General features: G+C 49.1%; 21 protein-coding genes. 15 read left to right on the top strand and 6 right to left on the bottom strand.

What is annotated here, in order from left to right; translation table 11 throughout:
• Window positions 1-8: 8 nt before the first annotated feature.
• Together rlmN and H615_RS0101975 are read right to left on the bottom strand one after the other, a co-directional pair.
• On the bottom strand, window positions 9-1,094 hold the full coding sequence (gene rlmN / locus H615_RS0101970; protein WP_027953586.1) for a dual-specificity RNA methyltransferase RlmN: 1,086 nt from the start codon (window positions 1,092-1,094) through the stop codon (window positions 9-11).
• A 216-nt stretch (window positions 1,095-1,310) separates the two neighbouring features.
• Complete coding sequence (locus tag H615_RS0101975; protein ID WP_027953587.1) at window positions 1,311-1,634, bottom strand: nucleoside triphosphate pyrophosphohydrolase; 324 nt, start codon at window positions 1,632-1,634, stop codon at window positions 1,311-1,313.
• A gap of 262 nt (window positions 1,635-1,896) precedes the next feature.
• Here H615_RS0101975 and H615_RS0101980 point away from each other — a divergent pair, with 262 nt between their 5' ends.
• Complete coding sequence (locus H615_RS0101980; protein ID WP_027953588.1) at window positions 1,897-2,322, top strand: OsmC family protein; 426 nt, start codon at window positions 1,897-1,899, stop codon at window positions 2,320-2,322.
• Between the two features lie 40 nt (window positions 2,323-2,362).
• Here H615_RS0101980 and H615_RS0101985 read toward each other — a convergent pair whose 3' ends face one another.
• Window positions 2,363-2,956, bottom strand: coding sequence for a TetR/AcrR family transcriptional regulator (locus tag H615_RS0101985; protein ID WP_027953589.1), 594 nt, complete (start codon window positions 2,954-2,956; stop codon window positions 2,363-2,365).
• Window positions 2,957-3,108: 152 nt separating this feature from the next.
• On the opposite strand from H615_RS0101985, the gene H615_RS0101990 reads away from it, so the two are divergent.
• From H615_RS0101990 to H615_RS0102000, 3 genes are all read left to right on the top strand, one after another.
• On the top strand, window positions 3,109-4,107 hold the full coding sequence (locus H615_RS0101990) for an NADPH:quinone oxidoreductase family protein (protein WP_027953590.1): 999 nt from the start codon (window positions 3,109-3,111) through the stop codon (window positions 4,105-4,107).
• Between the two features lie 432 nt (window positions 4,108-4,539).
• Window positions 4,540-4,827: a hypothetical protein gene (locus H615_RS0101995; protein ID WP_027953591.1), complete on the top strand. Its 288-nt coding sequence runs from the start codon at window positions 4,540-4,542 to the stop codon at window positions 4,825-4,827.
• 10 nt (window positions 4,828-4,837) lie between these two features.
• The gene (locus H615_RS0102000) at window positions 4,838-5,293 is read left to right on the top strand and encodes an SRPBCC family protein (RefSeq protein WP_027953592.1); all 456 of its coding nucleotides are present in this window, start codon (window positions 4,838-4,840) and stop codon (window positions 5,291-5,293) included.
• 498 nt (window positions 5,294-5,791) lie between these two features.
• Here H615_RS0102000 and H615_RS0102005 read toward each other — a convergent pair whose 3' ends face one another.
• A complete protein-coding gene (locus H615_RS0102005; RefSeq protein ID WP_027953593.1) occupies window positions 5,792-7,474 on the bottom strand; it encodes a serine hydrolase domain-containing protein in 1,683 nt (560 codons plus the stop codon).
• A gap of 280 nt (window positions 7,475-7,754) precedes the next feature.
• On the opposite strand from H615_RS0102005, the gene H615_RS0102010 reads away from it, so the two are divergent.
• From H615_RS0102010 to H615_RS21750, 7 genes are all read left to right on the top strand, one after another.
• Window positions 7,755-9,161 carry an aspartate aminotransferase family protein gene (locus H615_RS0102010; RefSeq protein ID WP_084162943.1) on the top strand — a complete coding sequence of 469 codons (1,407 nt, stop codon included), beginning with the start codon at window positions 7,755-7,757 and terminating at the stop codon, window positions 9,159-9,161.
• A gap of 91 nt (window positions 9,162-9,252) precedes the next feature.
• Window positions 9,253-10,671 (top strand): pyridoxal phosphate-dependent decarboxylase family protein, encoded by a 1,419-nt coding sequence (locus H615_RS0102015; RefSeq protein WP_244877713.1) that lies wholly within the window; start codon window positions 9,253-9,255, stop codon window positions 10,669-10,671.
• On the top strand, window positions 10,658-12,427 hold the full coding sequence (locus H615_RS0102020) for an IucA/IucC family protein (protein ID WP_027953596.1): 1,770 nt from the start codon (window positions 10,658-10,660) through the stop codon (window positions 12,425-12,427). Before H615_RS0102015 ends, H615_RS0102020 begins: the two co-directional genes overlap by 14 nt.
• Window positions 12,417-12,995: a GNAT family N-acetyltransferase gene (locus tag H615_RS0102025; RefSeq protein ID WP_051254554.1), complete on the top strand. Its 579-nt coding sequence runs from the start codon at window positions 12,417-12,419 to the stop codon at window positions 12,993-12,995. Before H615_RS0102020 ends, H615_RS0102025 begins: the two co-directional genes overlap by 11 nt.
• The gene (locus H615_RS20695) at window positions 12,973-14,304 is read left to right on the top strand and encodes a lysine N(6)-hydroxylase/L-ornithine N(5)-oxygenase family protein (RefSeq protein ID WP_035531144.1); all 1,332 of its coding nucleotides are present in this window, start codon (window positions 12,973-12,975) and stop codon (window positions 14,302-14,304) included. Before H615_RS0102025 ends, H615_RS20695 begins: the two co-directional genes overlap by 23 nt.
• 9 nt (window positions 14,305-14,313) lie before the next feature.
• Entirely contained in the window at window positions 14,314-16,131 is a 1,818-nt protein-coding gene (locus tag H615_RS0102035; RefSeq protein ID WP_027953598.1) for an IucA/IucC family protein, read from the top strand.
• A 17-nt stretch (window positions 16,132-16,148) separates the two neighbouring features.
• Entirely contained in the window at window positions 16,149-17,354 is a 1,206-nt protein-coding gene (locus H615_RS21750) for an aspartate kinase (RefSeq protein WP_169516176.1), read from the top strand.
• Window positions 17,355-17,391: 37 nt separating this feature from the next.
• Here H615_RS21750 and H615_RS20705 read toward each other — a convergent pair whose 3' ends face one another.
• Window positions 17,392-18,120: a thermonuclease family protein gene (locus H615_RS20705; RefSeq protein WP_051254556.1), complete on the bottom strand. Its 729-nt coding sequence runs from the start codon at window positions 18,118-18,120 to the stop codon at window positions 17,392-17,394.
• Between the two features lie 181 nt (window positions 18,121-18,301).
• On the opposite strand from H615_RS20705, the gene H615_RS0102050 reads away from it, so the two are divergent.
• From H615_RS0102050 to H615_RS0102060, 3 genes are read left to right on the top strand one after another with little or no spacing between them, the layout of a single operon-like run.
• Window positions 18,302-19,051, top strand: a complete 750-nt coding sequence (locus H615_RS0102050) for an IclR family transcriptional regulator (protein WP_035531415.1) — start codon at window positions 18,302-18,304, stop codon at window positions 19,049-19,051.
• Between the two features lie 15 nt (window positions 19,052-19,066).
• A complete protein-coding gene (locus H615_RS0102055) occupies window positions 19,067-20,251 on the top strand; it encodes an MFS transporter (RefSeq protein WP_027953600.1) in 1,185 nt (394 codons plus the stop codon).
• A gap of 15 nt (window positions 20,252-20,266) precedes the next feature.
• The gene (locus H615_RS0102060) at window positions 20,267-20,719 is read left to right on the top strand and encodes a heme-degrading domain-containing protein (RefSeq protein ID WP_035531149.1); all 453 of its coding nucleotides are present in this window, start codon (window positions 20,267-20,269) and stop codon (window positions 20,717-20,719) included.
• 41 nt (window positions 20,720-20,760) lie between these two features.
• On the opposite strand, the gene H615_RS0102065 is transcribed toward H615_RS0102060, so the two are convergent.
• Complete coding sequence (locus tag H615_RS0102065; RefSeq protein WP_027953602.1) at window positions 20,761-21,480, bottom strand: potassium channel family protein; 720 nt, start codon at window positions 21,478-21,480, stop codon at window positions 20,761-20,763.
• Window positions 21,481-21,602: 122 nt separating this feature from the next.
• Between H615_RS0102065 and H615_RS0102070 the strand changes: the two genes are divergently transcribed.
• Window positions 21,603-21,842, top strand: a complete 240-nt coding sequence (locus H615_RS0102070; protein ID WP_027953603.1) for a ferredoxin family protein — start codon at window positions 21,603-21,605, stop codon at window positions 21,840-21,842.
• The last annotated feature ends 35 nt before the right edge of the window (window positions 21,843-21,877 follow it).

The raw sequence follows: 21,877 nt of genomic DNA on the forward strand, positions 1-21,877 counted from the left end.
CATCCTTTTTAGTTTGTCTGCATCTGTTTCTTTTTACGTGCTTTTTCTTTTTCAATCTGCTTACTGCGGAGCTGACCGCAGGCGGCATCGATATCTGTTCCGTGTTCCGTACGAACCCCGCATTTAATCCCGCGGTCCATCAATGTCTGATAGAACGTCAGAATAGCTTCCTTCTCACTTCGCTCGTAAGGGTGGTCGGCGACCGGGTTGTAAGGGATCAAGTTGACATAGGACAAGTGACGCTTATCCTTCAGCAGAGCTGCAAGTTCTTCGGCTTCTTTTTTATGATCGTTCACATCACGAAGCAGAATATATTCGAACGTAATTCTACGGTTGGTTTTCTCCAGATAGTAGTCAATGGCCGGCATCAGCTTTTCAAGCGGATAGGCCCGGTTGATTTTCATAATCTGAGTCCGCAGCTCATTGTTCGGTGCATGAATGGATAAGGCAAGGTTGACTTGTATGCCTTCATCCGCAAACTCGTACATTTTTGGTGCGATTCCACTGGTGGATACCGTGATATGCCGGGCACCGATGGAAAGACCTTTTTTATCATTCACGACGTTCAGGAAATCCATCAGGTTGTCATAGTTATCAAACGGTTCTCCGATTCCCATGACTACGATGTGGCTGACGCGCTCATCCTTGCCCTGCTTATCCAGATGATGCTGGACCTGCATGATCTGCTCCACGATCTCTCCGCTTGTCAGGTCACGGCTTTTACGAAGAATACCGCTGGCACAGAACGAACAGCCGATGTTACAGCCGACTTGTGTCGTTACACAGACGGATAGGCCGTAGTTGAACCGCATCAATACGGTTTCAATAACGTTTCCATCATCCAGTTTGAATAGGAATTTGATCGTACCGTCCTGAGACTCCTGTTTAATTTCCTCGGTCAATGTTTCTATCGTAAAATGCTCAGCCAGAAGGTCGATACAGGACTGATTGACGTTTTTCATCTGCGAGAATTCTGTTACACGCTTTTGGTACAGCCAGTCCCACACCTGCTTGGAACGGAACTTCTTTTCCCCATGCTCCTCAAGCCAGCTGGTCAGCTGTTCAAACGTCAATCCGTAAATGGATTGTTTCATATATACGCTCCTCTTTAAAAAAAATCACTATTTCTATCATAAGCGATTTTAACAGGAAGGACAACATCCAAGCCAATGTTATAATTTTGCAAAAATCCCGGCTTCTTCAGGTGTACACGCCACAGCTTTTCTGCGGACGTTCATGAGCATCGGTTTATTTTCTTCCGATAGCCGAACGTTTGGAATGCAGGATGGGAAGAAAAGGACCGCTCTTGTTTATTCATCTACGTCGATCAGGAGGGTGCGGTTTTTAAATCCGCCTCTTTCCCTGCTGCGGTGCTGACGGATATGTTCGACCTCTTCGATGGTCGCTCCATGTGAATAGGTTAATTCATGAATGACCTCCATCATGTCCGCGAGTTTCGTGAGGGATTTACGGTTTTCTTTTGCGTGGGCATAGTCATCGACGACTTCGAGAAGCTTCTCTTTCAATGTTTCATTGTATTCTTGACCGGCCAGCTGCCTCGTTCGGATCGTTTTTCCTGAATCCTTCATTTCCTCCGGGGTATGATCGCGGACGAGTCTGTTTTTCTGTTCCACGTATTCCACTCTCCTTTCACCTATACCTGTCCATACCTTTTTTTCTGGACAGAGAAACAATCCTCGCTTCTTTTGATTACGACAGTATGAGGTTGGAGGGGCAGGTTTTCTTCTATAAAAAAAGCATCGTGAGCGTGTGCCGCCCCTTTTTAGAAAAGCTGTGGTAAAGTAGGAGATGATTCTGAGGGAACCCCGTACTGTATAAGGGGAATCAGAAAGTGCATGATAAAACAAACCCTTCCTATCAAAGGAGATGAAGCTGATGGAATTTAAAGTTCAATGGAATGGAGATATGGCGTTCTCAGGAGATACTCCTTCCGGCCACACGGTCGATATGGATGCTGGAGAGGACTCCGGCGGGAAGAACGGCGGTGCCAGACCGACCGAATTATTAATGAACGCAGTCGCTGGCTGCACGGGTATTGATATCATTTCCATCTTAAAGAAAATGCGTCTTCCAATTGAAGATTTCCATATGGATGTCAGTGGTGACAGAGCCGATGAACACCCGCGTAAATTTACGAGCATGCACATCCATTATGATTTGAAAGGCGACCTTCCAGAGGAAAAAGTCGTCCGCGCGATTCAATTGTCCAAAGACAAATACTGTTCAGTTTCCCACTCCATTAGTGCGGAATTGACGGCAAGCTATTCAATTAACGGCGTCAAGGGTACGAAAGAATTATAAAATAGAAAAACCTCTCAGGACAGCTGCCTGAGAGGTTTTTCTATGAGGACGCCCTCAGTAGACGAAGGACGGACTGATGACAGTGGGATTTATAACTGGCGTGCTTGGCATCATCCTGACTCATCAGCCATTGGATAAGGGTTCCGTCAATCATACTGCGGATACTGATGGCGGACTGTTCGACATCCTCGACGTGAAAGACGCCTTCTTTCAGTCCCTGCGTGATGATTTCTCGTCCGATGGACCAGCAGTTTTCATAAAATTGCTGGTTGATCTGCCTGTAGCGTTCCTGGTGCTTCATTTGAGACAGATAATCGAGGTAGACGCTGTAAAACGTTTTATTTTCTTCAGGACTGACAAACACCTGATCTATATAAGCTTCGAGTTTTCCCAAGGCTGTTTCCTTTAATTCAATAGAAGCGGCCTCTTTTTCATAGATGCGTGTGGTAATCCACTCCAACAAGTGGGAAAAGACATCCACTTTATTTTTAAAGTAATAATTGGTGACGCCTTTACTCACTTCCGCATAATCCGCGATATCCTGAAGCGTAACAGAATCATAGCCTTTGGCAGCCACTGCTTCAAAAGCGGCCTTCAAAATCTGTTGTCGTCGCTGCTCTGCTTTCTTAGCCATAAGCTTACCTCCTATACTAACCATCTATTATACAAGAAGAAGAGATGACATGAAAATATTTTTTCTGACCGGATAGAATAATTTGACCAGTCAGTATAAAATGCCTTACGATAGAGTTGGATCTTATGAAAAGGTGAAAGGAGATGTTACACATGAGCGAAGCATTTAAGGCTTTTGTAGTGAATAAAACAGAAGATGATTTTACAGCGGACATTCAGTCTCTGACATTGAATGACCTGCCTGAAGGGGACGTCACCATTCAGGTGCATTACTCAAGCGTCAACTATAAGGACGGGCTGGCAAGTACTCCGAACGGGAAGATCGTCCAGTCTTATCCGTTTGTTCCCGGAATCGACCTGGCCGGGACGGTCGTATCATCTGCTGACTCCCGCTATGAGGAAGGTCAGAAAGTCATCGTAACCAGCTATGAACTTGGAGTGTCTCATTACGGTGGATACAGTGAATATGCGCGTGTTCCTGGAGACTGGATTATACCACTTCCGGAAAACCTGAGTCTGCAGGAAGCGATGATTTTCGGAACGGCTGGTTTTACAGCAGCTTTGTCCGTTCACAAGCTTGAAGAAGCAGGTGTCAAGCCTGACGACGGTTCTATCCTTGTATCTGGAGCGACCGGCGGTGTCGGAAGTATGGCTGTCGCTATGCTGAAAAAGCGCGGTTATCATGTGACAGCAAGCACAGGAAAAGCATCCGAGCATGATTATTTGAAGCATCTCGGTGCAGAGGATATTATTCCACGGGAAGAGCTTTCCCCGGAAAAAGTACGGGCATTGAGCAAACAGCGCTGGGCCGGGGCCGTCGATCCTGTCGGCGGTAAGACGCTTGCGACCATCTTAAGTGAAACAAAATACGGTGGTGCCGTTGCGGTGAGTGGTTTGACAGCGGGTACAAGCGTTCCGACGACCGTATTCCCGTTCATCCTGCGCAGTGTCAATCTTCTGGGTATCGATTCCGTCTACTGCCCGATCGAAACACGGAAAACCATCTGGAACCGGATCGCTGATGATCTGAAGCCGGAGGACCTTGATGAAATGAAGAATGAAATCACATTTGATCAGCTTCCTCAAACCCTTTCAGATATTCTGGAAGGAAAAACACGCGGACGTACGATTGTGAAGGTAACAGAAGAATAAATGAAGGAGAGCCCGGTTTATGAACCGGGCTTTTTTATCTGAAGGAAATGAAAGTATATAGTTCACTTCTTATTAAAAACTACGGGTCCGGGCGTAAAAGTGGCGGGTTTTGTAAGAAACGATGATAGTGGAATGGATGACAGGCGAACCTCAGTAGGATCTGCATACATGTATTGAGCGTCATTTCAGAAAAGGTGGAACCTTTGAATCATAGGGGGAGAGCTGTGCGGCTTATGTAAACTTTCAGTTTGGAGAGACAACCCGGCATTCCTGGATTTGTCACGGGCCGGGACGGGTACAGGATTACAAGTAAACAGCTTACGGAGTGTGCATATCATCAGGATGACTAAGGGCAGACGAAAGGGAGAGAAGCTGTCATGTCTGAACCCGGGTGGGGCGTTGACTATCGGGAAGCTGTAAAGAACGATCCGTATGAAAGGAGGAGGTCGTCTGCTTTTTCTTTTACTTTGTATTTATGCAGCGGTCATATGGATCAGTTTCGAAAAAACAGTGAGAAAAGGGGAAAAGCGCAGGTGGATAGGGGCAGGGGTTGCTCTTCTATCCCTGCTTGTATTTCCTCTTGCTCCACTGTTTGCTGAAGCGCGTGCGTCGGAACATGGGCTCTCGACGGTGTTTATCGTATTCCTCGTCCATCTTGTTCCTGCTGTAGGGGGCACGGCACTCCTGACTGCCGGTTTTTTTACGTCCAACGAAAGATGAGGGGAAATATATGCCTGAAATTATTCATCACCAATTTATTAAAACTCCGGTGCAGCAGGTTTTTGATGCGGCGCGAAGTGTGGAACTCCATACAAAAAGCATGACGCAGACAAAAGAAAAAGCGGTCGGTGGTGTAACCGAAGGCTTGCTGGAGGAAGGAGACACCGTGACATGGGAAGGTGTTCATTTCGGTGTGCGGCAGCGCTTGACGGCACGAATTGTTTCCATGCAGGCGCCCCATCGGTTCGTGGATGTGATGGATAAAGGAGTTTTCCATTCCTTTACTCATACCCATGATTTCATTGAAAAAGCTGAGGGGACGCTGATGGTGGATACGTTTGTTTATCAATCGCCCCTTGGCATCTTGGGACGGCTCGCTGACCGGCTGTTTTTGGAGAAGTATATGACAAGGATGCTGAAAAATCGGGCAGTGGTTTTAAAAAATGAGCTTGAAAAAGACGGATGACATGAGGTCATCCGTCTTTTTCAGGCTGTAGAGAAAGAGAATATATGGTATCTGCTGCGCTTACCGAATGAAAGATTTACGGCCACGTTCCGCTTATCGGCGGGTGCTTGCCGCGGGCACGACCTCAGCTAACTTGAGCAGGAAAACCACCTCCCCAAGTGGATCTTCGGCTCGTGCAGTTCCCGCAGGCGTCACCACCGAACACTCCTCGTGACCTAACCAAATGAAGTTTGAAAAATAGTTCCCAGGGTGTCTGGGTGGAAGGGAGTCTCTTTTTGGTTCCGGAACAAGCGCAGTTCTTTATTCTCCTCGGGTAACGGTCGGCCGAAGCCGCGTAGAGTTTTCCTAAGAAGGCTTGGATTTTCGTCCGCAGAAAGTGAAGGTGCGGACTCCTGCAGATACTGGAAAAACAAAAGGGCTCTCTACCAGCTGAGACGGATGATACCATGTCATCCGTCTTTATTTTGAACAAAACCCCGGGTTGACAGCGGATTGTTGTTAGTAGTTCCTCTTTTCCCATTCTTCGCTGGAAAAGGAGAGGGGAGTTCCATTCATTTCAGCCCCATGGATATACCATCCGCGGTTGTTGACGGAGGTATCCGTTTCGTAGGTGAACCGGACATATTTCGTTTCTGCCGGAATGGTAAGAGATTTTTCCTCCCATGCCTGGCTTCTGCCTGTAAGGGACAACACTTCTTCCCAGCTGCTGCCGTCTGTGGAGGTTTCTATTTTTCCGAAATCGAAACCGCTCTCGATCTGGTGCCATGTGGAGAACGAAAGGGTCCGGTCTTTATAGAGGTTGACTTCAGCGGTCATGGAACGGGATAACTGGTCACCATAGCCGGCGAACCACGTCTCCTTCTTCGATTTTGGTGCCGTTACCGGGATGGCATCAGCAACGGTACGGGCAAAGGCCCGGCGGGTAGGCGAGGTGGAAACAGTCTTCCTCGTCGGATGAACCCGGTTGGTGAGCAATATCGCAATGGTCTCGTTTTCTGGATTCACGACAATCGATGTTCCGGTATATCCGGTGTGTCCATAGCTGGATGGGGAAGAAAGAGCATCCATAAACCATCCCTGCTGGAGCTCCCAGCCAAGGCCGTGATCATCTCCAGGAAACTGCGGGATCCGGTTTTCAGTCAACAGTTCGACTGTTTCAGGTTCAAGGATTCGTGTACTCCCGTACTTTCCATCTTTTAAGAACATGTGGGCAAAAACGGCTAAGTCTGATGCGGTTGAAAAAACGCCGGCATGGCCGGCAACGCCGTCCAGAGACCAGGCACTTTCATCATGGACGTCTCCCCACACCAGTCCACGGTTTGTCCAAGGCTGATATTCCGTTGCAGCGATACGATTCTTCAGCTGTTCCGGCGGGTTGTACATCGTGTCATCCATGCCAAGGGGGGCGGTAATTTCCTGTTGAACGAAAGTATCCAATCTCATGCCGGAGAGCCGCTCCACGAGCGCGCCGAGGGTGATCATGTTGAGGTCGCTGTAGGTGTAGGTAGATCCCGGAGCATGTTCAAGCGGGTATTGAAACACGTGCTGCAGCCGGTCGTTACGGTCACCTTCCACCTGATAGAGAGGGATCCATGGCTTAAAGCCGGAAGTATGGGTCATGAGCTGTTCAATGGTTACGTCTTCTTTTCCATTCCCTGCAAATTCGGGGATGTGTTTGGCTACAGGGTCATCCAGTTTGAATTCACCCTGCTCGTAAAGCTTCATCGCTGCTGTCGTCGTGAATATTTTGCTGATGGAGGCCAGGTCAAAAATAGTGTCTTTGGTCATGGTGATCGGGTGGGGTGTTTCTGTCCGGTCTGCATCTTCATAGCGGACTGCATACCCGTAGGAGTTTTCTTTAACAATGTGTCCGCGCCTGGCAACGAAGGCGACAGCTCCGGGCATGACGTCATTTTCGACAGCGGTCTGCAAAATGTTATCCATATGCTTCAGTGGTTCTGTTCTCATTCCTGCACCTCGAATCGATCCTGGATGTAACACGGGAAGCGTTGGATAGGTACGGTCCCATGCGTGGTTATTGGGAGAGGATGTCCCCTGTTGGTACGGATTGACTTTCGACGGGATTTCAAGACTTGCCTTCGGTGAAGCTTCGACAACCCCTGAACATAACGTAACCCCAAGAGTCGTTGTGAGTATGATTGACAACGCTTTCTTCCTCATCACATTCCTCCTTAATTTTCCATTCTTCTTTCATCTTAAAAGAAGTCCATATAGATGTCTATACCACTTTTGAACGGTCTATTGAAAATACTGGTAATTATCGGGAACCATGGGCCTCGTTTATGCAGCGGGCCTTTTTAACCAATTATCAGAAAAATCGTCATTTTAGCAAAGTTGATAGAAGACCGTCGTGACAGTCTTTAGGAGATGTATATAGGACTAATTGATAATGATAATAGTTATCAATTATTATTGACATTGAAAATCATTATCAACTAAGATGGCATTGGATCAACAACAAGACGATAAAGGAGTTGGAAACATGAGTGTACATACGGAAGTTTCAAATCATCAGCTGCTGGAGCAGCAGGAGAAGAGAGAATCGAACGCCCGGTCCTATCCGCGACGCATTCCACTGGCGATCAAGGAAGCGGAAGGCATTCATATCACAGACGTGGAAGGGCGGAGATACATCGATTGCCTGGCCGGTGCGGGGACGCTTGCTCTCGGTCACAATCATCCTGTTGTGACTGCGGCGATGGAGAAAGTCCTTCATGACCGTCTGCCTTTACATACATTGGACATTACCACCGAAGTTAAAGAAAGCTTTGTCGATGAGCTGTTTATGAGTCTGCCGGAATCTTTCCGTGAAAGGGCGAAAGTGCAGTTCTGCGGTCCGACAGGAGGAGACGCGGTTGAAGCAGCGCTCAAGCTTGCTAAAACCGCGACAGGAAGGCAGAGTATTTTAACCTTCCAGGGAGGATACCATGGCTCCACACACGGGACGATGTCCATCAGCGGCAACCTCGCTCCGAAGCAGCGGGTGCAGGGACTTGTTCCTGATACCCATTTCCTTCCTTATCCCTATGATTACCGCTGTTCATTCGGCAAAGGTGGCGAAGAGGGAGCTGAGCTGAGTGCTGCCTATATCGAACAACTCCTGGATGACCCGGAAAGTGGAATCCTTCCCCCAGCTGCAATGATTTTTGAAACAGTTCAGGGGGAAGGAGGATCGATCCCGGCCCCGGTTGAATGGATCCAGGAGATGCGGAGGATTACGAAGGAACGGGGAATTCCGCTGATTATCGATGAAGTTCAAACAGGCATCGGCCGTACGGGAAAACTGTTCTCGTTTGAACATGCAGGGATTGTTCCGGATGCTTTCGTCCTGTCCAAAGCGATTGGAGGGAGCCTTCCTCTTTCTGTTCTCATCTATGACAGTGATTTGGATGCTTGGGAACCGGGCGCGCACATTGGAACCTTCCGGGGCAACCAAATGGCGATGGCGGCAGGGACCGCAACTTTGAAATATGTGAAAGATCATCGGATTCCAGATCATGCCGAGCAGATGGGAAGGATTTTGATGCAGGCTTTAAATGATATCCAAAAGGAATACCCTCAGCTGGGGGATGTCCGAGGCCGCGGGTTGATGATCGGAGCTGAAATCGTAGACCCAGCAGGTAAGGAATCTAAGCGGGGCAGCTTCCCGGGAGATGGCAGGCTTGCCAGTCGTATTCAAAAGGAATGTTTTGATCGAGGACTCATTTTAGAGGTAGGAGGGCGTCACGGCGCTGTCGTCCGTTTTCTGCCGCCGCTGATTATTACGAAAGAACAGGTGGAGGAAGTTACGGATATCTTCCGTAAAGCTGTTGAAGCAGCAGTGAAAGGATATGTCAATGAGGACTGAATCGAGGAAACAGACTGATCTTTTTGAATCCTTTTTCCTTCACCAGGAGGAAGAGAGTCTCCAGGCATTTCAAAGTCAGGTGGAGGCGGTCATGCAAACATTCACGGAAACATTCAAGCAGGCGGATCATCCCTTCTCCGGCGCACAACCGGAGGAAATCCGCAGGCAGATCGAGGCCGTCATGGATATAACAGAAGAAGCCCGCCCTTTCCAGGATGTGCTGAAGGAAGCAGTTCAGCCTGTCATCCGCGACAGCCTTCATGTCTCCCATGAAAAAAGTATGGCGCACCTTCACTGTCCCCCGCTCCTTACGGGAATTGCCGGTGAACTGCTGATCGGAGCTTTGAATCAATCGATGGACTCGTGGGACCAGAGCCCTGCCGCTACTTATGTGGAGGAGGCCATGATCCGGTATTGGACATCCAGGGCAGGCTACGGCAATCAGGCGGATGGCGTTTTTACCAGTGGAGGAACTCAATCCAATTATATGGGACTCCTGCTTGCGCGTGATGCTTTCTGCCAGAAAAATTGGAACCAGAACGTTCAGAAGCAGGGACTGCCGGAAGGCTTCACAAAGCTGAGGGTCCTTTGTTCAGAGGAAGCTCACTTTTCTGTGAAAAAGGCCGCGGCACAGCTTGGTCTTGGAGAGAAAGCTGTCGTTTCCGTACCGGTCGACGAAGAGCACCGGATGGACTGTTCCGCTCTACGGCAGATTATAATGGAAATGGAAGAACAGGAACTGCTTCCTTTTGCCGTTTTTGCTACTTCCGGAACAACAGATTTTGGAAGCCTAGACCCATTAGAGGAACTGGCAGACATCTGCAGGGAAAATGACATCTGGTTTCACGTTGATGCCGCTTATGGAGGAGGGCTCCTTCTCAGCAGTCACCGTCATAAACTGGCCGGTCTGGAGCAGGCAGATTCCATGACCCTCGATTTTCATAAATGGCTATACCAGCCAATCAGCAGCGGTGTATTTCTACTGAAGGATTCCGATCATTTTAAATGGATTGCCCATCATGCCGATTATTTGAACCCGGAACAGGATGAACAGGAAGGCGTTCTGAACCTCGTCAACAAGAGTGTCCAGACGACCCGGCGTTTTGATGCATTGAAAATTTTCCTGACGTTGAAAACGCTCGGCACAGATTTGATTGGCAGTATGATCGACCAGACGATTGAGACAGCCCGGCTGGCGGCGCAGGAAATGACAAGGCGGTCTGCTTTTTATCCGGCAAATCCAGAACCACAGTTGTCGGCCGTCGTCTTTCAGTACAGACCGGATGATGGTGATGGGGACGTGGATCGCTTGAACCGGAGACTGCAGCAAGCGTTATTTCAGGACGGAAGAGCGGTGGTGGCGAAAACGAAGGTCCATGGAGAAACCCATCTTAAGCTTACAATTTTAAATCCGAGAACGTCGATCGATGATGTGAAGGACGTACTTGATCGTGTCGAACAAACAGCAGTACAGCAGAGGAAAGAAGGAGGCAGCCTTGATGAGAGCTGAAGAAAGAGCCGAAAAGGCTTCGATGCAGAGTTTTCTTAATTGTTATTTAAGAGAAACTCAGGAATTTGAACAAATCGATACAGAAGATCATCCATTCCGGGAGGAGGGGCAGACTGTGCTTCGTCTGCCTCTTGGCAGACAGAACATTCACCTATACGTAAACGTAGACTACTGGTCCTTGACAGGCAGACACCTTTTCCGGTTTCCCGCATATTACAAAACGGGTCGTTCGGGAGATTACCATACCCTGGATTATGTGACGATGACGACGCTGATCGTAAAGGAATGGCTCATCGGCAACGGCCGTGAATGGTCTGAGGACGAACTGGTGCTGAGGGTTCTGCTCAGCTGCAAAAAAGTCAAAGGCTATATCAAAAAGCGTGAGGGTGATCAGGAACAGCTTTCTGATGAGTTCTTTACATTTATAGAAGCTGAACAGTCGCTCCTTTTTGGTCATCTTCTGCACCCTACTCCAAAAAGCAAGCAGGGCCTCACGGATCTTCAGGATGATCTCTATACACCCGAACTGAAAGGGCGCTTCCAGCTTCATTATTTCAGCGCGGATCCGTCCATAGTAGCGCAGGATTCCAGTCTTTCCAAACCGGCTGTCGAATGGATCAAGGAAGAGGCGGTCAAAGGAGATCGGTCCGATAGAATGACAAAAGAATGGGAGAAAGGGAGATATCTGCTGCCGCTTCATCCGCTGCAGGCGGAGAAGGTACTTCAGGAACCAGAGGTTCAGGAACTTCTCACCAAAGGGCTGTTAACAGACCTCGGACCGGCAGGGGAGCCTTTTACGGCTACTTCTTCCTTCAGGACTCTTTACAATGAAACCTCCCGTTTTATGTATAAGTTCTCGGTACCTGTGAAAATTACAAACTCTCTCCGCATCAATCAGCCGAAGGAGCTGGCGCGTGGCGTGGAAGTATCGAGACTGCTGGATACAGAGCTTGGAAGGGAGATGAAGGAGAACCATCCTGATTTTCAAATCATTAAAGATCCGGCTTCTGTAAACGTGAGAACAAATCGAGAGGTGTCCGGTTTCGAAGTGGTCCTCAGGGAAAATCCGTTTTATAACGATGAGACCCAGGTTACGGCAGTCGCTGCCCTCGTTCAAGATCATGCTTATGGGAAAAAGGCGAGACTGGCTTCCATCGTCCACAACCTGGCTGAAAAAGAAAAGCGGACCACCGAAGATGTGAGTCTCGATTGGTTTGACCGCTATTTATCCATCAGCCTGGATCCGATTCTCTGGCTGCTGTCCAACTATGGAATTGCGCTCGAAGCTCATCAGCAGAATTCAGTCGTACGCTTAAAAGAGGGGTATCCGGAAACGTTTTATTACAGAGATAACCAGGGGTATTACTTCAGCCGTTCATCTGCCGAGAAACTATCGGCCCTTCTGCCATCCGTGAATGAGGAAAGTGACACGATCTGTGACGATGTGGTGGCTGAAGAACGGCTCCGCTACTACTTTTTCTTTAATCATCTTTTTGGAATCATCAACGGCTTCGGTGTAAACGGTCTGGTGGAGGAGGAAAAGCTCCTGGACCTGCTTCGTACCCGTTTGGCAGATTGGCTGCCGATGAATGTGGTTCACACACTTCTGGAGGAAGAGAAGCTTCCATGTAAGGCCAACTTGTTAACGCGACTGTATGATATGGATGAACTTGTCGGTCCGATGGAGTCCCAGTCTGTATATACGAACGTGTATAACCCTCTGGCTGCGAAGGTGGGCGCACATCATGAGGTTTGATTATGAAATCTATGATCCTGCCATCGCGCGGACGCTGGCATTCAGAGAGGCGCAGGAAGGGGACGGGCCGCTCGTACATAAGTGGATGAAGGAGGACCATGTCCATCCATACTGGCAGCTGAACCTCCCTTGGCCGGCCTTTCACACCCATTTTCAGAAGGCAGTGAATGATCCTCACCAAACGCTTTATATCGGATGTATACACGGGATGGCTATGAGTTACTGGGAAGCTTACTGGGTGAGGGGGGATGTCATAGAAGACTTCTATCATCCGCATCCTTTCGATCAGGGCATTCACCTGCTGATTGGTGAGAAAGATTTTCTGGGCCGCGGGTACGCCCTGCCGTTATTAAAAGCCATGGTGCAGTTTCAATTCAGGCACGAGGATACATCAAAGGTCGTGGCTGAGCCGGACATCCGCAATGAAAAGATGATTCACGTTTTTCAAGCGTGCGGTTTCAGGCCGGTGGGACCGATCACACTTCCTGATAAAGAAGCACTTTTAATGTTTTGTGAGCGGGAAGAGTTCGAAAGGAGATGGAAAGATGAAGCATTCATCCGTATATGATGTGATTGGAATAGGACTTGGGCCGTTCAACCTCGGGATGGCAGCGCTCCTTGATCCTGTCGAGGACGTCTCTGCGCTCTTTTTCGAAAAGGAAGAGGAATTCAACTGGCATCCGAACATGCTGATTGAAGGAACGACCCTCCAGGTCCCTTTCTTTGCTGACCTTGTCAGCATGGTGGATGTCCGAAGTGAGTACAGCTTCCTTCATTACCTGCAGGAGCATCAGCGGCTCTACCATTTTTATTTTTTGGAAAAGTTCCATATTCCACGAAAAGAATACAATGCCTACTGCCGCTGGGTGAGCGGACGCCTTTCCTCCTGCCGCTTCGGCCGAACCGTAACCCGTGTAGAGGTGGTGGAAAAGGACGCCGGGTCTGTTTATGAAGTGGGGGTCCTTCGTGGATCGTCAGGGGTGGAAGAGGTGTATTACGCAGAGAATGTCGTCCTCGGAATTGGCACACAGCCCTACATACCACCTGCCTTTCAAGAGGCGCTCGGAGATACGGTTTTTCACACCTCTGAGTATTTAAAGAAAAACCTCCATCCTGACCAGTCGATTGCTGTTCTTGGATCCGGCCAGAGCTCTGCGGAAGTCTTCCTCGATCTTGCCCGCAGCCAGCAGGAAACCGGGGGACGTCTTCAGTGGTTCACAAGGTCGAATGGATTCTTTCCTATGGAATATTCAAAACTCGGCCTTGAATATTTTTCGCCGGATTACATCGATTTCTTCTATGAACTGCCGCAGGAAAAGAAGGATGCGCTCCTTAAGAATCAAGGGCTTTTGTATAAAGGGATCAGCGCGGAAACCATTGCGGATATTTATGACCATTTATATGAACGGACCATTGAAGGAGCGTCCCCGGACATCCATCTCCAGGCCATGACGGAACTGACGTCCATCCAATGGGAAAACGGCCGGTGGGCACTGAATGGTGTTCATAGGGTCAAAGAAGACAAGGTGTCGGCAGAAGCGGATGTAGTCATTCTGGGAACGGGCTACCAGCCTGCGGTACCTCTATTTCTACAGCCGCTGACGGACAAGATTTTATGGGATGATCAAGGCCGTTTCCAAGTGGAGAAAACGTATGAACTGAAAACAAACCTGAATACGCGGGGGGATCTTTTTGTTCAGAATGGTGAACTTCACTCCCACGGGGTAGGGGCACCGGATCTGGGCCTTGGTGCACACCGGAATGCGGTCATTATCAACCGGCTTGCCGGCCGGGAGGTATACCCGGTACAGGCGGAAAATGTGTTTCAGACTTTTGGAGCATCCAGGCAGCCGGAACATTCAATCATAAAGAAATGAGGGATGAACATGTATAAACAAGCGGAAGTTTCCAAGCAATTCAACGAAGCGGACTGGAAAGAAGTCAATCGTAAGCTGATGGCGAAAATGCTGGCCGAATATATGTATGAAGATATGATCCACCCAGAGGTGGCTTCGGAGAATGGGAAGAAAAAAACATTCGTCCTCCAGGCCCCGCACGGACGGGTGTATACATTTGAAGCGGTCAGCCGCCTGTTTGACAGCTGGGATGTGGCAGAAGCATCCATAACGGTCACACAGGACGGCGTAGTGAAAGAACCGTATGATGCGGTTCAGCTTCTCATTGATCTTAAAGATAGGATTGGCATGAAACCGGAAACGACGGGACACTTGATCAAAGAGCTTCAGGCAACCTTAACAGCAGACCTTTACTTGAAAAATCAAACAGACCGGACCTCCCGTGATTTGATCGACCTTGATTATGCAGAGCTGGAGGGCTGCATGACCGGACATCCGTGGATCACCTACAACAAAGGCCGGATCGGCTTCGGTTATGATGACTACTTGAAGTACGCGCCGGAACAGCAGGAAGAAATATGTCTTTCCTGGCTGGCCGTTCACCGTAGTCTCGCTGAATTCCAGGCTGTGGAAGGGCTCTCCTACAAGGAACTGTTGGAAAAAGAGCTCAGCCCTGAAGAGAGAGAACAGTTTGCAGACGTTGTGAGAGAAGAAGGAAAAGATCCTGACGACTATTATTTCCTTCCTGTCCATGAATGGCAGTGGAAAAATAAGATTGTGCTGCATTTTCCGGGCGAATTGTCCCGAAAAACAATCATTCCGCTCGGTGATGGTCGGGATAAATATCTGCCGCAGCAGTCCATCCGTACGTTCGTCAACCGAAGTGTACAGGAGAAACACCATGTGAAGCTGCCAATGAGTATTTTGAACACCCTCGTCTACCGTGGTCTTCCCGCTGAACGGACAAGGATCGCTCCGAAAGTGACGGCGCTCATCAAGGGGATGTATGAGAAGGATGATTTTCTTAAACAGGAGTGCCGGGTGATTCTTCCTGGAGAGAACGCCAGCATCAATGTAGATCAGCCTCATTTCACATCCGTAGACCAAACACCGTATCAATACTTGGAAATGCTCGGGACGATCTGGCGGGAAAGTATTTATACATATATAGACGAAGGAGAGCAGCCCATCACTCTTGCCGCACTGCTTCATAAAGACTATGAGGGCACCCCTTACGTACAGGAACTGATGAAAGCGTCAGGCATGGAGCCGGAGGAATGGATGCGCCAATTTTATAAAGTGGTCATGGATCCGCTTCTGCATTTCCTGTACCAATACGGAACCGTATTCAGCCCCCATGGTCAGAACACGATTCTAGTATTGAAAGACTACAAGCCTCACCGCCTGGCAGTCAAAGATTTTGTTGATGATGTCAATGTGACGGATCAGCCGTTCGAAGAGCTGGAAGGTCTCTCTCAGGAAATGAAGGACGTACTCCGCAGTGAACCGCCTGAAGGGTTGACTCAATTTATTTTTACCGGGTTGTTTATCTGCCACCTGCGTTATTTCAGTGATGTACTGGAAACGTATGAGCTGTTGGATGAGGAAACATTCTGGGAACTGCTCGCAGAGGCGATCCACGATTATCAGCAGAGATTCCCTCAGTTGAAGGAAAGATTTGAGTTATTTGATTTCTTTAAGCCGACGATGACCAAGTTGTGTCTGAACCGGAACCGGATGGTTGATTATGGATATGGAGATGGTGATGACCGACCTCATGCATCGGAGCATGGTCAAGTAACGAATGCGCTGGCCGCCTTCAAGAAAAAATTTGAACAGACAACTTGACGAAAAGAGGGATCATGGTGGAACTTGTCGTACAAAAATACGGGGGAACATCCCTGCAGACCGCTGAAAGGATGGCTCAGGCGGCAGATCGGATCATCAAGGAAACAAAGAAAGGGAGGCAGGTCGTTGTTGTTGTTTCTGCCATGGGCTCTACAACTGACGACTTGACGGCCTTGGCCGGACAGGTTACCACACGTCCTGCTGCAAGGGAACTGGATCTTCTCCTATCGACGGGGGAACAGGTGTCCTGTGCGTTGATGGCGATGGCGCTGCAGGCACGGGGAATAGAGGCTGACGCGCTGACCGGGTCCCAGGCTGGTCTTGAAACCGATGCGACTTACGGATCGTCCATTGTGAAAAGCGTCGATCCCCTCCCTATCCGTCAAAGGCTGGAGGAAGGGAAGGTCGTCGTCGTCAGCGGTTTTCAAGGCTGTCCAGGCGGTCATGAGGTGACAACGCTCGGCCGTGGAGGATCGGATACGACGGCGGCGGTACTGGCAGCAGCCCTGAAAGCCGCCCGTTGTGAGATTTTCACTGATGTGGACGGGGTCTATACTGCAGATCCAGGTACAATCAAAGGAGCGCAGAAATATGAGGAGATGGATTTTGAAAGTCTTTCAGCACTCGCAGAACTCGGGGCGTCCGTTGTTCATCCGCGAGCTGCTGAAGCTGCAAAATCTGGTCACATCCCTTTAGTTGTCCGTTCGAGCTTCACGGAACAGGAAGGGACGACCGTGCTTCCTGCCAACGCACGCACCTATGCCTTTCCGGTTATTGGAGTGACTTATGAAACCGGGTTATCCCACCTCTCCATCCATGGAAGTATGGATATGAAGAAACTGGAGGAAGAGTGGAAGGAAACGTTGAACCCTTGGAAGGCCACTCAACATACGGGCGGATGCCAATACCGCGTCATCATCCGTGATGAAGACGTATATGATACGATGTCTTTTCTTACCCGATTCCGTGGTAAACTGGCGTACCGGGTGTCTGAGCATACCACAGGAAGAGCATTGGTGCACGTGGTTTTCAAATCCGGGGAAGAAAAACAAAATGCGGAGGCGTTCCTTCAACAGCTTCCGCTTCCGCCTGGCGTTATCGTACAGAGTCACCCGCATGTCTGGAGCATCGATGTTGCTGAGAATCACGGAGTGGATGTCTGCCAGGTGCTTCACGACTATTGTATGAAAAGAGAGACAGATCCCGTATCAGCCGCTAATTAAAAATCCCTGATCTCAGCAATGAGATCAGGGGTTTTTTTTAGGATAAGCTTTCACAGACGAGCCCATCCTGATCCGAACCATCCAGCCGGTGCGGATCGTCTCCGGGGCCGCCGGCGTCTTCATAAAAAGCCTGAGCTTCTTCTTGAGTATCAAAATCAGAACAGTCCTTGTCAAAGCCTTCGAAGGTGTCTTTCGTATTGTTTGATGAACGTTTTTCTGCTTGTTCCACTTCAAAACCTTCAGCGAATCCGTCCTCGGTCACATAACCTGGAAGACTCCATATCCCTTTTTCACCGTCGGAAGCTTCCTGTTCCGCTTCCTTCAAATCTCCCGCGTGTGTATAGGGAGGGTCATAGACGTAGGCATAGCGGGCAAGGCCTTTTTCCAATAGAAGCTCGTTGAAAGATGTATCACTGATCCATATGTAGGCAAGCAGCCGGCCGTATTTGTCGCGTTCCGGTCCGTCAAACTCCAACTGTACTTCTTTCCCGGTTAATGTATCCTTTGCAAATTGACTTGCCTCCTGCCCGAAAGGCTGCACAGGTTTGTCCGGGTGGACGGTCTCCGGTGTATCCACCAGCAGCAGGCGGACGGTTTCTTCAGCGCCGTTCCACTCCACGCGTATGGTGTCGCCATCAACAACACGGGTCACGACGGCAGTTTCAAGATCTCCTGAAGCCGACTGCTCCAGCTGGCAGCCGGTGATGAGAATGGAAGAAAGAAGGAGAAGGATCACAGGTTTGATCCATGAATGTGTATCAGGCATCTGGTGTACTCCTTTCCCTGTCATACGACGATCTTTATTCTACGTTTCTTTGTCCGCTTCTTCAATGGACGGGAAGACCTGGTTTTGACCGAACGTTTCATTTATAGAAACTTTTTTTCTTTTTTTGAAGAGGTATGATGAAGGGGGATACTATAGACACGTGCGAAAGCGAGGAATGATGATGAAACAGTATGAAGCGGCAACGTTGAAAAAAGGATTGCGCATTCTTGATGCCCTGACAGAGAAGGATATGACACTGACGGACGTCATGCACCACTTTTCCTTCAAAAAATCCACAGCTTTCCGTCTCTTGTACACGCTTGAATCTATGGGATATATAAAAAAGACCGGCCATGTGTATCGTTCTTCTCACAAAACCGGTGCGGGACTGGACCAGTATGAACCTATGTTCAACTGGCTGTCTGTCCCTCCGCTGATTGAAATGAGTGAAGAAGTAGAGGAGACGGCCTATGTCGGCGTGTTGTTTAAGACAGATGTGGTTACAGCCCAGGTCGTCGACGGCCCTCATTCCATCCGGGCGCATTCCCGTGTGGGCGACCGGTCTCCTGTCCATTTGAGCGCCCTCGGAAAAGTGATGCTTGCTTTTCTGGGGGAAGAGCAGCAAAGCCGTGTATTGGAGGAGTTGAAATTGACACCTAATACGGATCGGACGTTTGTGGATTCCCATCTTTTCAAGGAGCATTTAAAAGTTATCCGGAGCCAGGGCTATGCGGTTGACGATGAAGAAACAGAAAAAGGTCTCCGCTGTATAGCTGCTCCTGTCGTACTTCAGGGAAAAGTCATTGCGGCTATTGCGGTTTCCGGACCGGCAGAGCGGCTTCACCGGAAGCGTGATAAAAGCGTTGGAAAGGCATTGACTGCCTGCAGCACCCTCCTCGCACAATTGTTTGAAACAGCAAAATCTTCATAAAGGGAGAAAAGGTGTATGAAGGAAATATCAACAAAAGTTTATATCGCACTGACTGCCCTTGCTGTCAGCGCGTTTGCTATCGGAACCACCGAATTCGTTATCGTCGGGCTCCTGCCGACGGTGGCCTCAGATCTAGGCATCACGGTAACAAAAGCAGGAACGCTTATCTCTGGTTATGCAGTGGCCATTGCCATCGGAACCCCTGTTGTAACAGCAGTAACAAGTAGAATACCAAAAAAATTCTTTCTGCTTTTATTATTGATGGTGTTTTCAGCTGGAAATGCCGCTGCAGCTATCGCCCAAACGTATGAATTACTCCTGGCGGCTCGTGTGGTAACAGCTGTGGCTCATGGAGTGTTCTTTGCGGTTGCTGCCACCGTTGCCGCTGATTTAGTACCGGAGCATAAACGGGGAAGTGCCATTTCCATTATGTTTACAGGTTTAACGGTTGCGACGATCGCCGGCGTCCCTATGGGTACGTACATTGGTCAGAACGCAGGGTGGAGGGTCACCTTCATTGTGGTGGCGGTTCTTGGCCTCCTTGGCCTTGTCACCACATTCTTTGCCGTGGATCGGATAGCAAAGTCAACCACGGGTCCCAAAGTGGGCGACATTATCGTTCTCGTTAAGCATCCGAAAATCGTTTCGTCCTTGATGATGACGGCTCTTGGTTTTGGAGGGACCTTTACCATTTTTACGTATATGACCCCCATTCTTGAAGAAGTGAGTGGTCATCCTTCTGACTGGATTTCCCTTTTACTGCTTATTTACGGAGTGGCTGTAGCGATCGGGAATATTCTTGGAGGGAAATGGGCAGATGGCCATCCGGTCAAGGCACTCCGGTACATCTTCGGAGTACAGGCCGTCGTACTGCTTCTGCAGATGCTCCTTCTTCCAAACAGGATTCTGAGTATAGTATCAATCGTCCTGCTTGGGTTGTTTGCCTTTATGATGTCACCGGGCGTCCAGTCCTATATTGTAACGCTCGCTGAAAAACTGGCCCCCTCTGCAAAAGACCTGGCGTCCGCCTTTAATATCGCTGCTTTTAATGTGGGGATAGCCGCCGGATCTGCTCTCGGGGGAATGGCCGTGAACAGGTTCACGCCTCTTGACGCGGCATGGATGGGAGCCCTCATGGCCGCTGCTGCCTGTGTTTTGGCGGTTTGGAATACGAAGAGTGACCGAAAACAATTTATTTAATGGAGTTGATTTATCATGAAACAACAGTTGGAACAGCTGGAACAAAGGCTGACATTTAAACAATTCACGAATGATGATGCCCTGAAGCTAGGGTTGACCCTTGTGGATTATGCTAAAGAAACAGGGGTATCCATTGCGGTGCACGTGGAGAGAAACCGGGTGCCGCTGTTTACCCATCTCATGGAAGGTACGTCAGAAGAAAATGTCTCCTGGCTTTACCGGAAGAAATCGGTCGTGGACCATTATCATCACAGCACCCAGTTTATTGCAGCAAGGTTTGAGGAGAATGGAACGTCTCACTCGGAAAGCTCTCTCCTTGACCCTGCCCGGTATCAGGCTGTCGGCGGTTCCTTTCCAGTCCGTATCCCACATGTGGGAGTGATCGGGTCGGTGACAGTGGCAGGACTTACTCCACAGCTTGACCACGAATATGTAATCGAAGGTGTGGAACGCTTCCTGGCAGAATAGGAACAGAAAGGAGAGAGCCGTATGAGACCGGCTCTCTCCTTTTATTTGGGCTGCCTTGTATGCTCCTCGTTCATTTCTTTAAGAAGAAATACGATTCGCTCCCGTTCCTTGGGGGAAAGCTCATCATAGCGGTCCAGCTCAGATTGTACATACCGGATTGTCGGATTTCCTTCTTTCGGCTTTTTTACAAAATAGGTCGTAATGGAACCTGTAAGCATCCCGATCAGCCCGATCCCTATGACCATCAGAAAAATGGCGACGAGCCTTCCGGAAAGCGTGGAAGGGGCAATGTCTCCGTAGCCGACTGTGGTGACCGTCACGATCGACCACCACAATCCGTCTGCATAAGAGTAAATATTTTCCTCGGCATGCCGGATAATGACCGACGAGGCAAACAGCATGACGGACGAGAACAGGAGAACACGGTCCAGTCCGTTAGTCCTGAGAATTTTAAGCAGATGGGGGAAGTGACGCCGGACAATGAGCAGCATTCGCAGAAGACGGAACAGCCTGGCCGCACGGGCAAGCTGAAAAATGCTCTCTAAAGGAATGGCGGCAATGACTTCAAGCGGATGCTTTTTTATGTATTGAAGTTTGTCCTTTGAACGGAGGATCCGGATGGTAACGTCGACGAAAAACAGCAGCCAGACAAACCGGTCCAGGAAGATGGCAGCTGGATGATCCGACCATAAATACATGACGGATAATAGTGCAAGTGTGAGTAAAACGGTTTCGTAGATGACGGCCCATTTTTTTACCATCAGTAAAATTCCTCCCTGAATGTGTGTGCGTCCTCTTATCTATTATAAATCGCTCTGCGGAGTTGACAACCTGCCTGTTTCTTCGAGAAACTGGGACTATATGAAAAGAAGGAGAGATACATATGGCATTTGTCATTACACAGCCCTGTGAAGGCGAAAAGGCAGGAGAATGTGTCACTGTCTGCCCGGTCGACTGTATTGAACAGGGGAAGGATCAGTACTATATCAATCCCGATATCTGTATCGACTGCGGAGCCTGCGTGTCGGTGTGCCCGGTGGATGCGATCGTTGAAGAGTATGAGATGAGGCCGGAGGAAGAGCCATATCTTGCAAAGGCCGAAGCCTTCTTCGGGGTCGAATGACGCAGGGAAGCTGGTAAAATAAGTATTGTTAATAA

It is taken from the genome of Halobacillus kuroshimensis DSM 18393, from assembly GCF_000425705.1.
GTDB classification, from domain to species: domain Bacteria; phylum Bacillota; class Bacilli; order Bacillales; family Halobacillaceae; genus Halobacillus; species Halobacillus kuroshimensis.